This window comes from Kocuria sp. CPCC 205231 (genome assembly GCF_040980965.1).
Classification (GTDB): Bacteria; Actinomycetota; Actinomycetes; order Actinomycetales; family Micrococcaceae; genus Kocuria; species Kocuria rosea.
On record NZ_JAVKPP010000032.1, the window covers coordinates 1 to 13514 of the forward strand.

11 protein-coding genes are annotated in these 13514 nt (G+C 59.7%); 7 read left to right on the top strand and 4 right to left on the bottom strand.

From position 1 onward, the window contains the following. A partial coding sequence (locus RF640_RS18330; RefSeq protein ID WP_368828604.1) for a helix-turn-helix domain-containing protein occupies nt 1-654 on the top strand: 654 nt, incomplete at its 5' end. A gap of 81 nt (nt 655-735) precedes the next feature. Here RF640_RS18330 and RF640_RS18335 read toward each other — a convergent pair. Both RF640_RS18335 and RF640_RS18340 read right to left on the bottom strand, forming a co-directional pair. Continuing rightward, complete coding sequence (locus RF640_RS18335; protein WP_368828605.1) at nt 736-1368, bottom strand: Fic/DOC family protein; 633 nt, start codon at nt 1366-1368, stop codon at nt 736-738. Beyond that, a complete protein-coding gene (locus RF640_RS18340; protein WP_229586624.1) occupies nt 1361-1558 on the bottom strand; it encodes an antitoxin VbhA family protein in 198 nt (65 codons plus the stop codon). Before RF640_RS18340 ends, RF640_RS18335 begins: the two co-directional genes overlap by 8 nt. Nucleotides 1559-1842: 284 nt before the next feature. Here RF640_RS18340 and RF640_RS18345 point away from each other — a divergent pair, with 284 nt between their 5' ends. The 3 genes from RF640_RS18345 (at nt 1843) to RF640_RS18355 (ending at nt 6761) form a co-directional block, all read left to right on the top strand. Next, entirely contained in the window at nt 1843-2613 is a 771-nt protein-coding gene (locus RF640_RS18345; protein ID WP_368828606.1) for a ParA family protein, read from the top strand. Continuing rightward, nucleotides 2610-2960, top strand: coding sequence for a hypothetical protein (locus RF640_RS18350; protein WP_368828607.1), 351 nt, complete (start codon nt 2610-2612; stop codon nt 2958-2960). The genes RF640_RS18345 and RF640_RS18350 overlap by 4 nt, the downstream gene beginning before the upstream one ends. Before the next feature lie 675 nt (nt 2961-3635). Beyond that, a complete protein-coding gene (locus RF640_RS18355) occupies nt 3636-6761 on the top strand; it encodes a DNA methyltransferase (RefSeq protein ID WP_368828608.1) in 3126 nt (1041 codons plus the stop codon). A 607-nt stretch (nt 6762-7368) separates the two neighbouring features. Here RF640_RS18355 and RF640_RS18360 read toward each other — a convergent pair. Continuing rightward, on the bottom strand, nt 7369-7698 hold the full coding sequence (locus tag RF640_RS18360) for an Lsr2 family protein (protein ID WP_368828609.1): 330 nt from the start codon (nt 7696-7698) through the stop codon (nt 7369-7371). 506 nt (nt 7699-8204) lie between these two features. Next, nucleotides 8205-10667 carry an AAA family ATPase gene (locus RF640_RS18365; protein WP_368828610.1) on the bottom strand — a complete coding sequence of 821 codons (2463 nt, stop codon included), beginning with the start codon at nt 10665-10667 and terminating at the stop codon, nt 8205-8207. A 380-nt stretch (nt 10668-11047) separates the two neighbouring features. Here RF640_RS18365 and RF640_RS18370 point away from each other — a divergent pair, with 380 nt between their 5' ends. The 3 genes from RF640_RS18370 to RF640_RS18380 form a co-directional block, all read left to right on the top strand. Next, entirely contained in the window at nt 11048-12202 is a 1155-nt protein-coding gene (locus RF640_RS18370; RefSeq protein ID WP_144943289.1) for an AI-2E family transporter, read from the top strand. A 253-nt stretch (nt 12203-12455) separates the two neighbouring features. After that, entirely contained in the window at nt 12456-13088 is a 633-nt protein-coding gene (locus RF640_RS18375) for a recombinase family protein (RefSeq protein WP_368828611.1), read from the top strand. Nucleotides 13089-13107: 19 nt separating this feature from the next. Next, nucleotides 13108-13514, top strand: a 407-nt coding sequence (locus tag RF640_RS18380) for a DNA-binding domain-containing protein (protein WP_368828612.1), incomplete at its 3' end; no start/stop codon positions are given.

Consider the following 13514-nt stretch of genomic DNA (forward strand, 5'->3'; position numbering starts at 1 on the left):
CACGCCCGCCAGGCCCGCACCGACCGTGCGGGGCAGCTGCGGGCCCAAGCAGTGCGGTTGCGGGCGGCAGGGGCGACCTACCGGGCCATCGCTGAGGCCGTGGGGCGTACCGCCCGCACCGTGATGGCCTGGCTGAAGAACGCGCCCATCTACGACACCATGGGGGAGGGTGAAGTTCTCCAAGCAACAGGTATTGGTTCCGGGCCCCCGGTGTGCCCCGCCCCCTCCCCTAGCCTGGAAGTGCCCCCCGGACCTGCCGATGAAGAGGACGCCCCCGTGACGAGCGAACCCGCCTACCAGTGGCCCGAAGGCGTCCTGCCTGGAGAACCAGACCCCGACTTCCGGGATCGGCTCCTCCCTGAGCACCGCGGCCTCACCCTCTGGGTGCCCCTGGACTATCTGGAGGATCATCCCACTGGCTCCGGGTACTGGTCTTTCACGACCGCCTCCGACTACTGGGAGACAGTCAAGGACGGACCGTTCCACGGCGCTGCGCTGGGTGGGCGAGAACTGCACGTTACTGAAGTGGGGGCCCTTATCGGAGAACTCCACGGATTGCGCTTCCCACACCTGACCGCGGTCTCCTATGAGGTCACTCGAGTTGCCCGCGACTCCCGGTGGTCAGCACGGTTCCCCGGTTACATCGTCCACTGACGCGTCGCGTCCAAGGTCAGTGTCACAGTGCTCTCAGGGACTTCGCTGTCCTCGGGCCTGTCCGAGCGCTAGCTGGTTCGGTCAGGAACGCGGCCGACGGCGGTGAGGTGCGGGAGTGAGGATCACCGCGAACATCTCCTGTAAGGCAGCGAGGTCATGGTCTTCGGCTGCGGTCCGTGACGCAGCGTCGTTGACCGCCCCGGTGATCTGGGTCCAGTCCAACCACCAGCCGGCGGCTACCGCCAGACGATCGAAGAAGAAGCGCTGGGTGCGCCCGTTGCCCTCCCTGAACGGATGCAGATAGTTGACTTGGTCGTAGTGATAGGCCAACCGTTCGATGAACCGGTCACGATTCAGGTGCTGCAGGTAGCGGTCCTGGCGGAGCTGATCGAAGACGAAACCGGCCGAGCGGGGGATCATCGACACCGGCAGGAACGGCTGCGCCCCCGGGACCGTCTTGCGCAGATCCACGGTGCGCAGCTGCCCCGCCCAGGGATAGACGTCCTGGAACAGGTGACGGTGAATGGCTTGCAGCTCAACCAGATCTCGGGTGGGCGCCGGTGGATGGCGCCACAGCTGCAGGGTGCGGACCGCCACCAGGTCGGCTTCCGCGGCGGCGAGCTCTACGGGGGTGCGCGCGCCGATCAGGTTGGTCAGAATCCCGGTGCGCGGGTCCAGATACGGGTCACGGTGCGGGCCGGGGGCCTCACTCAAGGCCGTAGCGGGCGCGCGTGCGCCGAACCAGCTCCTCGACCTCGAGCCCACCTTCGGCGAAACGATCCATCTCAGCACGGGTCGCTGTGGTGACGTGAAGTCCTTCCATGGCCGCACTGTGCACCACGGAAGCTACCTGCTGTGCCCGGTCCACCTCGAGAGCCGGCGGCAGAATGTGCTGCTGTGCCATGGAACCTCCCCGGTGGTGTGTTGGGCCGTGCTATGCGCTCTAGTCTACCAAGCGCCCCTGACCAGCACCTGGCGTCATACGCACGGGGACGCCAGCCTCGGTTGCGAACCGCACTCTCTGGCGCAGCATCCCTGTCCACGACGACACCCCAGAAGCATGACCCGTATAATTAATGGTAGATAGCTAGCTAGGGAGCATGCTAGATAACTAGTTAGTAAGCTAGATAACAACCTAGCTAACTAGGTAGGTGGCTTGATGGCCCGCAAGCTTGATAGCTTGAAAGCATGCAAACCCTCATGGTGTACAGCGAATCCGGTGGAGTCACTAAGACCACCACCGCCGTCTCCCTAGCAATGGTCGCCGCCGCCGAGGGACGTCGAGTCGTCCTCGTTGACCTTGACCCCCGCGCGGCCTCCACCAAGTGGTTTGGGGTGGAGCCCTCGGCTGAAGGAATGCACGTTGGGGCAATCCTGGGCGATGAGAACCCCGAAGGCTGGGCCGAAGACCTCGCGGTGCCCAGCGGGTGGCACCCCAACCTCCGGGTGATTCCCTCAGCCCGCAACGTCTCCAACCGGGAAGCCGACCGGGCCGATCACGCAGAGCTGCGGCTGAAGATCTCCCTGACCGGCCTTCAGGCGGATGTGGTGGTCATCGACTGCCCGAACCGGCAGGGCGGCCCGCTGACGCTGTCGGCGCTTAACGCGGCGGACACCGTGGTCTACGCCGCCACCGCCACCAGCGATGGCATCGACGGGGTGGACGGGGCCCGGCGCACGGTGGCCCAGTTCCGCCGGCACCGCCAGCAGCTGGGCGCCCCGGACACCCTGAACGAGGCCGGCATCGTCGTCGGTGGGGTGAAGGAAACAATCATGAGCCGGGCGGCGGTGGCCAGCCTCGAGGAGCTGCGCGCCACCGGGTTGTTCCTGGAGCCGTTGATCCCGGACCGGGCCATCGTCCAGGAGGTACGGATATCGGGGGAGTGGTACGGCCAATACCGCAAGGGCTCCCGGGTCCTGGATGCCTACACGGCGATCGCGAAGAAGGTGCTGCGATGACCGAGCAGCCCGAGCGTCCCGCCTCGCTGGCCCGCCGCCGGCCGCGCCCGGCCCCGGATGAGCACATCGACCCGGTCGACTACACATCCCCACGCGCTGCCTCACCCCAGCCGGCGACACCGGTGGTGTCGTCCCCGCCGGTACAGGCGGCACCGGCAGCGGAACCTACGGCGGCCGCACCCAAGCGCGGGCGCGGCCGGCCGCGCCGGGAACCCACGATCCAGCTCGGGGTGCGGGTGGCCCAGGACGTCTCCGATCTGATCGAAGAGCTCGCCGAGCACGACGGCACCGCCCGCGCGGTGATCGAGAACGCCGTGCGCGCCTACGCCCAACAGATCAACCGATAGAACCGGCCCCCGGTAGGGGAGGGGTGCGGCTGCGGGCGGCTTTCCCATGGTCGGCGAGGAAGGAACCCGACTCACCGTTGCTGGTGGGCCGGGTTCTCTTCTTCTTTGGACAGGCGGGGGATGGGGCAGGTGGTTCCGGGGGTCGTCGAACGACGCAGGTGCCCGCGTACCTTTCGTAAGGAGCCAGGGCCGGCCCCCAGCAGGAGTTGTTGTCGGGCGCCAAAGGGACGACCAGCGCTGTCCAGACTGGACGCGGGGCGTCCTGGGGGCACCGCGGTCGGACACGGACCGTCAGTCCGTCACCGGCTCTCACCGTGCGGAGGGACCACGGTGAGAGCCCCCGGGCTCGAGCCCTGCCCCGAGACGTTCCCCGACGATGCCGCGGTCGTGGCCGCCAGCATCAGACCCCGCTGTCTCGGAGGACCCGGGGTGTCCGGGTGGGGAGTGGTGGGCCTACTGGGCGTCGTAGTAGGCATCCCTGACGGACCAGTGAATGCGGCCGCGATCCAAATACCTCAATGCCGTTGCTGTGCCCTGTTCGACAAGATGATGCTGGCCCCGGGTCGTGCATAGGTCACATTCGTGGACCAAGTTGAGTGCAGGTGATCAGCCAAAAACCGGATGCATACATGGCTCTTCAGCATCAGGATGCAGCCGACCCCTAGACTCCATTGGGTGGCAAGCATATTTGGCAAACGCAAACTCAAGGACCTCGCGTCTGGCATTAGCACCGAAGAGATCCAGGACAAACTGGACATCGTGCGGCGATGGCACCAGGACTACCACCATGGGTCCTTGAAGGCTGACAAGGAAACCAGTCGCGAGCAGGCTTACAACTCTGACTTCTTTATCCGCATCCTCGGGTACAAGGACAAGCCAGCCACGCCGTTCACCTTTGAGCCCAAGGCCACGACGGAGAAGAAGCAACTGCCTGACGCGGTTCTGAGCTACACCGACACGAGCGCCAACATCGCCAATATCTCTGCAGTCATCGAACTCAAGGGCGCAGCAACAGCCCTTGACCGACCGCAGAGGCGCGAAGGCAACATGAGCCCGGTCCAGCAGGGCTTCAAGTACAAAACGCAATATCGGACTTGTCCATTTGTTGTCGTTAGCAACTTCTACGAGTTCCGGCTATACAACGACAACCAGCTCGACTTCGAGACATGGACACTGGACGACCTCGTCAATCCAGATGAGGATTACTACGCCTTTAAGACGTGGTACGGCCTGCTCCGCAGTGAAAACCTCGTCTCGGCCCGCGGACCTTCCAAGACCGAGCAGCTGCTGTCCCACTTCCGCATCGAGCAGGAAGCAATCGGCAAGCAGTTCTACGCCAAGTACAAGGACGCTCGTCTCGAGCTCCTTCGCGATATCTACCGGCTCAACCCTGACCTCCGCACGGAGTTCGATGTAGCGATCCAGATGGGTCAGAAGATCGTCGACCGAGTGGTCTTCTCCTGCTTTGCTGAAGATCGTGGCCTATTGCCTGAGAACGTGATAGCAAGCGTGCAGCGTGACGCTGACAGCTCAGCGTATGCCTCACTGTGGATGATGCTGAAGTCTCTTTTCAACGCCATCGATAATGGCAGTGACAACCTCGGCATCCCCATCGGCTATAACGGTGGACTCTTCGCTCACGACCCGGTACTCGACGGACTGAAGATTTCCGACGAGACGCTCAATGGTGTCCTCGGTCTTAGCAACTACAACTTCGAGGAAGACCTCAGCGTCAACATCCTTGGCCACATCTTCGAGCAGTCGATCACAGACCTCGAAGAGATACGTTCCAAGGTCCAGAGCAAGGTGGAGGCTGACGGGCAGCCGGCCGACGCCCTCGATGAGCTGGTCAGGCGTGACAAGATCACAGGGAAGCGTAAGTCGGAGGGCGTCTATTACACCCCCGACTACATCGTGCGCTACATCGTCGACAATACCCTGGGCACCTTCTTAAAAGACAAGGAACAGGCGCTGATCGAGGAGCACGAACTCTCCAAGCGCCGCAACGAGAAGACCTATCGCGAGAGCGAAGTTCGCGCGTATAAGCAGTATCAGTACGTGCTTCAGAACGTGAAAGTAGTCGACCCAGCCTGTGGCAGTGGTGCCTTCCTGGTGTATGCCTTGGACTATCTATTACGTGAGAACGAGCGTGTAGTCGCCATTCTAGGAGAAGAGGACTTCTTCACGGTCGACTACTGGATTGACTCCATACTTCGTCAGAATTTATTCGGCGTCGATATCAACGACGAATCGGTCGAGATCACTAAGCTCAGTTTGTGGTTGAAAACGGCGACGGCCGGTAAGAAACTGACCTCTCTCGACGACAACATCAAATGTGGAAACAGTCTTGTCGCCGACAAGAGGGTCGATCAGGATAAGGGGTTCAGCTACGAACTAGCTTTTCCGGAGGTTTTCAAGGCCGGTGGGTTTGATGTAGTTTTCGGTAATCCTCCGTATGTGAGTGCGATGGAACTCTCCCGATCGATGCCTGAGGTGGAGCGTAAGTACTTGAAAAAGAATTACGAGACGTCCAAGGGATCAGTGGACCTCTACATCTACTTTTTCGAAAAGGGCATGAAGTTACTGAAGAACGGTGGTCGACTTGGATTTATTTCTCCGAACCGCTATCTTTCGGCCAGTTATGGGAAGACTCTTCGGTCATGGCTCGTCAACAACTACAGGTTTTCAACGCTGTTGGACTACTCCGACAAAACCGTTTTTGAGGACGCCAGCACCTATCCAGTCATCTCCATTCTGCGCAAGCTGCCGCCAGGCGACGGATATTCGTTGTTTGCTGGAAACATTGATGAAGAGACCAAGCGCCCGGCATTGAGGGAGTTCGACTCCAGCAGGTTGTCGATCCTTAACGAGCACATCTTAGGGTTTCTCCTTAACGACAAGATTGACATTACTGAAAAGGTGTTCCAACAAGGCGTTAGTCTATCCAAGTCCGGAGTCATCAACGCCACCTCTACAGCCGGTGAAGCGGATGACTACTCACCTTTGATCGTCGAAACCGATACACTCGGACCGAAAATGATCAACACGGGAACCATCGATCCGTACGTGTCAACGTGGGGCTACGAACCGTTGACGAACCAAGGCCAGACCTTTATGCGCCCACGTTTGGACGTCAACAACTCGATCGTGTCGGCCAACCGTCGAGCACTGTATTCGTCTCGAAAGATCATCATCTCGAAAATCGGCAAGACCTGTGAAGCGTTTTACGACGCCGAGGGGGAGTATGCCTCCATCAATACGAACTGCATCCATTCGTTCAGCCCGGAGTATCTCCCTGAATACGTGCTGTGCTGGCTCAACTCCAAGCTGTACAACTACGCGTTCGAGTGCTTGTTCGATGGGCTACGTATGAACGGTGGGTACTTGCTCTACTCCGCGCCGAACTTGAAAAACACGCCCATTAAACAGATCTCCCTGGATGAACAACAGCTGTTCGTGGAGTTGGGTCAAAAGCTCACCGAGCTTCACCGGTCTCTGATCAAAACCGATACACGGTTTAAAACCTTCGCCAGGGAAGAAGCTGGCATAGCAGCCTGGCCTCGGAAGTTCAACAGGTGGTGGGAGGTCGACTACTTCGACCTGCTCAAGGGTCTCAAAAGCAAGATGTCGGTTCAGAAGAAGGACGAGTTGCAAGAGTACTTCGATGGATATCAAACGAAAATGAAGGAAATTGTGGAAACTGTGGTATCAGTACAAGCTCGAGTTGACGCCAAGTTTTATTCCATGCACGGGCTGTCAGAAGATGAAATACAGCGTGTTGAAAAATCATTTCCGGCTTGACCAAACCGGCTTAAATTGGCACCACCACCGAACGTGAATGGTCTCGTCAAACATGCCTATAGCTTCCAGCCTGGGTTGATAATACGGTTTTCTCTAATGGGCGTGGGGGAGCGAGCTCCAGGTGCGTGGCCTAGGGGTTGCGCGGAAATCGAGGCCTTGACGCTACCTATCCTGGAAGCCTCGGACCTTTTCCACTGGCAGTGTCACACCCGAGACTGGCACTCCTCGCCCGCGCTAGGTACGAAAAGCGTGCCTAGGCTGACGAGAATTCGACGGTTCGACGGGCGGTGCCTGTGTTTAAGCAGCGCCTCGGCGGCGGCCCACCGCGCGTGGCCCTAGAGGGTCCGTTTCCGGGCGCCAAAAGGGCCACAGGGGCTTGTTCCATCTGGCCGTGAGCTGTCCCTGCCCTACTGTGCCCGGCAAGGGCAGGGACCCGTCGCTGGCTACCTGCCGTGCGGATTTCGGCTCCCGGTGACGAGGTCCCGGTGCCAGGGCCTTATCCCACGATGTTCTGCAGCGATGTTGCAAAGGTGGGCTACAAGCACAAGGCACCGCTGTCAGAGGTGACCCTGATAGGCGAGGCCCGGCCTAAGTGGACGAGGAGGTTCTACTGGGCGGCGTAGTAGGCGTCCTTGACGGACTTGTGAATGCGGCCGCGGTCAGAAACCTGGTGGCCGTTCCCCCTCGCCCAGGCTCGGATCTTCGCCGTCTCCGGGGTACCGCCAGTGGAGGAACGGATCCTGGTGGTCCGGGTGGATTTGCCCTGGGCCTGCCGGCCGGCCGCGGCGTAGGGGCGCAGGGCCTCCCGCAGCTTCTCCGCATTGGCGGCCGACAGATCGAGCTCATACTGTCCGCCGTCAAGACCGAACTGGACGGTCTCATCAGCAGGACCGCCCTCGAGGTCGTCCTCCAGAATGATTTGTACGCGCTGGGCCATCACAGCACCTTTCCCTTGATGTCGCATTTGATTTCACTGGAGTACATCATTGCTTGGAACACAGGCACCGGCCACTTCCCCGCATGCATTGGGGAAAGTTCAAGTGACAACGATCGGAGTAAGCCGCTTGGGATGATCGACCAGCCTAGGACCAAGTCTGCCAGTTCAATTCCGCAGTTGGTCAAGACGATCAACGATCACCTGCCACTCGTCAATGAGCACTGGCGGAAAATTTACAGCACTAGCACGGCCATGGAGCACATCCGAGCTACGTGTGTAGATGTATCGGGACAGGCGGACCAGACCAATCAGCTCCGACGTGGACGCCTTGCCTTGATAAGCGACCACAAGATACGCGAGGCGGTCCTTTATTTTGTCCTGCTTGTGCTCGATTTCATGATCGGGGAACGATGCAGAAAAAGCTCCTGCTGCAAGTAACTCCAACCTGCGCCGCAACTCAACGACGGCTACACGCGTCTCCGTGTCTAAGCTTATATTAGAGGTCACTAATTTGCCTTTTCTAGACGCTTGCAAGCTTTTCTTGCGGCTTTTATTTCCTCTTTCGAAACATTGGTCGCCGGCGTGTTTCCGTGAACTGCGCGATTCCAGTCGAAGAAATAGTCAGCGCAATCCCTGATTGCCAGCAAAACTGGGTTTTGCTGATCCTGTACCCCAGGGCAAAACTGCGCTGCAATCCTAAGCCGTTGGTCCGTTCGATGAGCATCATCAACTTTCTGCAAATCACATTGTACATTTCTATTCTGCCTGACTGCATTCCTAATCACGAAACCTCGCAGCGCATTATCTAGGCTTAATCGGCAGAGGGCCCGAACTGTATCTGTCACTTCAGCAGTGGACCCCGTGGCCCCGGTTGCGAAATCAAGAACATTTCTGGCATCAGTAAGAAGCTGGTCCCAAAAATGACTTGTATTCGACACTGCTACAGAACCATCTCTGCTGGACCGCTCTACGAGCCGCATATCGCAATGATCTGTCCTGGCGGCTAAATGCTCCTTTAGACGCTCATCGTGAGTAAGAACAATTACTCTTCTATTTGTGGCTAGCCTGGAAATAGATTTAGCTAGGCGGTCAATACGCAACTCGTCAAATGCATGAACGGGATCATCAAGTACCAAGAATCCAAAAGGGCCAGCATCGACGGAAGCAAGTAAGGGGGCGAGGAGGACGGCATTACGTTGACCAGCGCTTAGCATCCCGAGTTCTACCTGGTTTCCGTTTTCGTCCAGAAGTTCCATCGAAGCTTTAGTGGACAGTACGGTAAGCTTTTCCAGGTGCAGTTCGGCGTCGGAAAGTAACTCCTTAACCCGTTCGTTAGCCTTTTCCTCTAAGGTGATGCTTCGCTTTTTCCTTAGGTGAGACCGTAGATCATCGACGCGTTTCGTGGTGGCGGTCCAAAGGGGCGCCTCGGCGCCAGGCTTTTGCTCTTGTCGCCACAGGGCTACGAATTGTTCAGTTGCACGCGCACGAATGATCTTCCATTGTTTAAGTTCATCCGTCTGAGCCACGATTTCTTCCATAAAATTCTTCGTGTCATCTGCCTGAAGCCACGTAGTCAGTTCCGAAGCCGCGGTCAGCAATGAATGCTGGACCATAAAGCCCCCGGTCGAGACTGCTTGTCGGAGGCTGCTGATTAGCGCACCCCCACTACGGCACACATGATGATGTGGGTGGTCCGCAGGAATATCGCTTCCCAGGGCTATCATGTCCTCAACTAAGCCTGTAGAGGCGTCGTAAAGGGACCTGACAGCCGCGTCGACTCGGTTTCTTACCTCTCTAATCTCTCGGGCTTGAATGATCGTTTTTTCTAGAGTTGCCATCCATGCTGTCTGTGGTGTGCGACAAACCGGGCATACTTCGTCTTGTACTGCACATTCTTTTGCCTCAGTATGTAGAGTTTCGAGCGCGACAAAAAGTTCTTGGTTGTCTTCTTTCCTTTTTGTCTCGAAAATTTGAATGGATTCACGTGTCTCTTCCGCAAGGGCCGTAAGTGGCTCTAACGCATCGATTCGTATGGAACGTGCAACAATTCCTTTTTCTGAAAGATCGAATTTTGTGACCCATTCGTCGATGTCCGAGTCAATATTCGGGGCAGTAATTGCTTGCAGTGTTGCTATTTGTGTGTCTGGGCGTTTTTCGGCATCTATCTGTCCGAGGTGGCGCATTAATGCATTTTTTTCATTTTCCCACCGTGCAAATGATTCATTGGCCTTAGAACTTCTTACTGCGATTGTTTCTTGAAGAGTGGAAAAGCTGCCACCAAGAGCCAAAAGGCCTTCAAAGTAGGTGGCCAAATCCTTGCTTAGTTGGACACGGCGCTCCAGAGAAGCGTACGCAAATACTGGCTGGTGACTGGATAGGGCTTGTTTCCAGGAGTCCCCCAGCTTGACTATGCGACGTCCGCTTTCGTCCTCCAGCTCAGCGGTATGTGTGTCAACATTTCCTATTTCATCCAATGAACATTTTAGGTATAGTTTAGAATTTTCTGCGCTAAGCGTGATTTCAATACTTGCACTTGATGCGCCTCGTCCAAGGTGAATCGGATCCCAGAGAGGTGCTTTGCCCCCCGTGCCAGTGTTAGATGGAGTTTTTCCCGTAAGCGCCGACTCGATCGCGTCACTAATACTTGACTTACCGGCTCCGTTGAGGCCATGCAGGACTGTCACTCCCGGCCTTGGGTCGAATGCGAGTTCAAGCGGCTCACTATTCAAGACCCCTCGGTACCCTTGGATGGCGACTCTTTCCAAACTCCAATATTGGCGAGTAAGAATATTCTCATCATCGGAGGGTGTATCGACCAGTTCGTGTGCTACAGAAAGCAGTCGTTCCCAACTCGCTTTATCCTTGCGCGCCGCCGATTTTTTATTGGATATTTCATCGACCAAGTCGTTGAACGAGTACATGGTCATAGCTTCACTAGTCGTCTCGGAAACTACGTTTGAATTGTTCACGGTAGACCTCTTCCATCTTGATGGGGGCGTCATCGTTGGCTTCAATCGATGATTTCATTTCCGAGCCCATGATTGGTGGAGGTCCTTGGGTTGGTGTGGCGCGTCTTGTAACCCAAGGGATGCGAGACGTCTCGTCCGCGGAATTTGCGCCCGCATGTGTGGCTGTTGGAGGTTAATGGCGGCCTTCTGACGGAAATAAATGGCGGCTTCGGCACTACCGAGCCTCCACGAAACAGTCACGGGACAATGATCGAGGGCCCGTCCCGGCGCCGTCCCGAGAGTCTTCGGATGGCCTCGGTGACTTCCGGTGCTTGGCAATCGCTGTCCTCGGGCGCATCCTGAAGCCAGGTCGTCGAAGGATCTCTGGGAGGCGGATTCCCATGACGAGCCCTCGCCACCGCAGCGTCTCGCACGCCCGTGATCTGTGGGCCGATGCGTTGGGGCGGGCGACCATACGTGCGCTGCAGGGACTGGTGCTGCTGACTGCGACCGTCGTGGTGGTCTACGGGTTGATCCAGCTCAAGTTGGTCGTCATCCCACTGTTGATTGCCTTGATCCTCGCCGCGGCGCTGCACCCTGTTGTGGGGTTCCTGCGCCGGCGGGGCGTGCCCGGGGCGCTGGCCACCTGGATCACCTTCCTGGCCGCGATCGTGGTGCTGGGCGGAGTGGTCACCGGCATCGTCTTCGCCGTGCGCAGCGAATGGGACGAACTGGTGCTCTCCGCGGTGGGTGGGCTGGAACGGTTGCGTCAGTTCATCGTCGCGGGCCCGATCCCGATCGGCCAGAAGGCCCTGGACGAGGCCATCACCGCCGTCGTGGACTTCACGTCCAGCCCCCAGTTCGGCGCCGGGGCGCTGCTGGGCATCTTCGCGGCCACCCAGGTGATCACCGGAGCGGTGCTGGTGGCCGTCATCCTCTACTTCTTCCTCCAGGACGGGGCCAAGATCTGGGCGTTCTTCCTGTGCCGCTTCCACGGTGAGAACCTGGAGAAGCTACTGACCTCGGGTACCACGACCCTGCACGTGCTGGGCGGCTATGTGCGCGGCACCGCCCTGGTGGCCCTGCTTGAGGCGGTAGTCATCGGAGTGACCCTCGTGGTGCTGCGGGTGCCGCTGGCGTTGCCCTTGGCCGTGCTGATCTTCTTGGGCGGATTCATCCCGATCGTCGGAGCGGCTCTGATCGGTGCCGTCGCGGTCCTGGTGGCCCTGGTCGCCAACGGCCCCGTGGTCGCACTGGTCGTCGTGGCGGTGGTGGTGGCCATCAACCAGCTCGACGGAAGGGTGCTCCAACCCATGGTGCTGGGTCGAGCACTGAGCCTGCACCCACTGGTAGTGCTGCTCGCCCTGGCTGGCGGAGCGATTCTCTCCGGCGTCGTGGGCGCTGTGCTGGCCGTGCCGTTGACCGCCGTGGGGTGGGCCTTGATCCAGATCTGGTTCCCGGCATCCAGAGCCCCGGACGCTCTATCCGGAAAAAATGCGCGCCCAGGTGCTGTGCTGCCGGATCCACCCAGCCCGGAGGCACCCACCACCACCTGAGCGCCATCAGCTCGGCTACGCACAACATGGCCGCCTCGGCGTCCCCATGAGGAGACAGACATCCACGGGTCCGGATCAAGGTGAGCACTGGTTTGACCGGCCCCCGTTGGCCGTCCCACTTCCTAGGTACTGGGACACTCGGCGACGAGATCCCTCCTTGTGGACTATGGATAGCGATTGAAGTCCCAAAAGCTAGACCCATAATGTTGTCTCGTTTAAGCCGTACGGAGTCGACTTCCGGTACGCTGGCTGCATGGAATTGGGCTATGCGCGGGTCTCGACGGCCAAACAGGACCTCGATCGACAGATCGATGCCCTCCGGCAGGTCGGGATCGCGCCGGAGCGGATTTATGTGGACAAGAAGTCCGGGGCCACCACGGAGCGTCCCGGGCTGACCGCGGCCCTGGCCTACGCCCGGGAGGGCGACGTGATCGTGGTGCACACCCTGGACCGGCTCGGGCGCACCGTGCGCGACACCCTGAACCTGATCCATGACCTCGCCGAGCGGGGAGTGGGGGTGCGCAACCTGGCGGATCCGATCAAGGTGGACTCCACCAACCCGAATGATCCGATGGCGCAGCTGGCGGTGGTGCTGCTGGCGTTGTTCGGGCAGATGGAACGCACGTACACGCTCGAGCGCGCTGCTCATGCCCGGTCGGTGGCCGCGGCGAAGGGCCGGCGGATCGGGCGGCCGTCGGTGGTGGACCCGGACAAGCTGGCCTACGCGGCGCATCTGCGCGAGAGCGGGCACACGATGGCGGAGATCGTGGCCAAGACCGGGATCACCCGCACCAGTCTCTACCGTCATCTCCCGCCGCGTCCGTCGGAGCCGGTGACGGCCGGGTCGGTCACCGCCGCCGAGCTCGAGCCCGGTCCGGCGGACTGACCCCCGTGGGGTGATGGTGGTGGTGCAGCTGAGTCCGCAGGAGAAGGCGGCACTGCTGTGCCAGCACCTCGATGAGGGGGTGCCGCTGACCCGGCTCGCCGCCCACGCCCAGGTCTCGGTCCGCACCCTGCAGCGCTGGGCCGCCGAGTACCGGACGGACTCGTCCGCAGCCGGTCTGCAGCGCAAGGCCCGCAGCGACCGCGGTCACCGCCGGCTGCCTCAGGAGCTGATCGCGGTGATCGAGGCCCTGGCACTGCGCAGGCCGGCACCGACGACCACGTTCATCCACCGCCGGGTGTGCGATCTGGCCCCGGAGCGCGGCTGGGCGCCCCCGAGCTACTCGAGCGTGCGCAGTGTGATCGCCGCCATCGACCCCGGGCTGCGCACCCTGGCCCTGGAAGGAGACACCGCCTACCGGGACCGGTT

What these genes read in the sequence shown, in the direction of transcription:
- RF640_RS18340 (WP_229586624.1), bottom strand. Translation starts at nt 1,558, where the DNA reads ATGGCACAGCAGCACATTCTGCCGCCGGCTCTCGAGGTGGACCGGGCA.
- RF640_RS18345 (WP_368828606.1), top strand. Translation starts at nt 1,843, where the DNA reads ATGCAAACCCTCATGGTGTACAGCGAATCCGGTGGAGTCACTAAGACC.
- RF640_RS18350 (WP_368828607.1), top strand. Translation starts at nt 2,610, where the DNA reads ATGACCGAGCAGCCCGAGCGTCCCGCCTCGCTGGCCCGCCGCCGGCCG.
- RF640_RS18360 (WP_368828609.1), bottom strand. Translation starts at nt 7,698, where the DNA reads ATGGCCCAGCGCGTACAAATCATTCTGGAGGACGACCTCGAGGGCGGT.
- RF640_RS18370 (WP_144943289.1), top strand. Translation starts at nt 11,048, where the DNA reads ATGACGAGCCCTCGCCACCGCAGCGTCTCGCACGCCCGTGATCTGTGG.
- RF640_RS18375 (WP_368828611.1), top strand. Translation starts at nt 12,456, where the DNA reads ATGGAATTGGGCTATGCGCGGGTCTCGACGGCCAAACAGGACCTCGAT.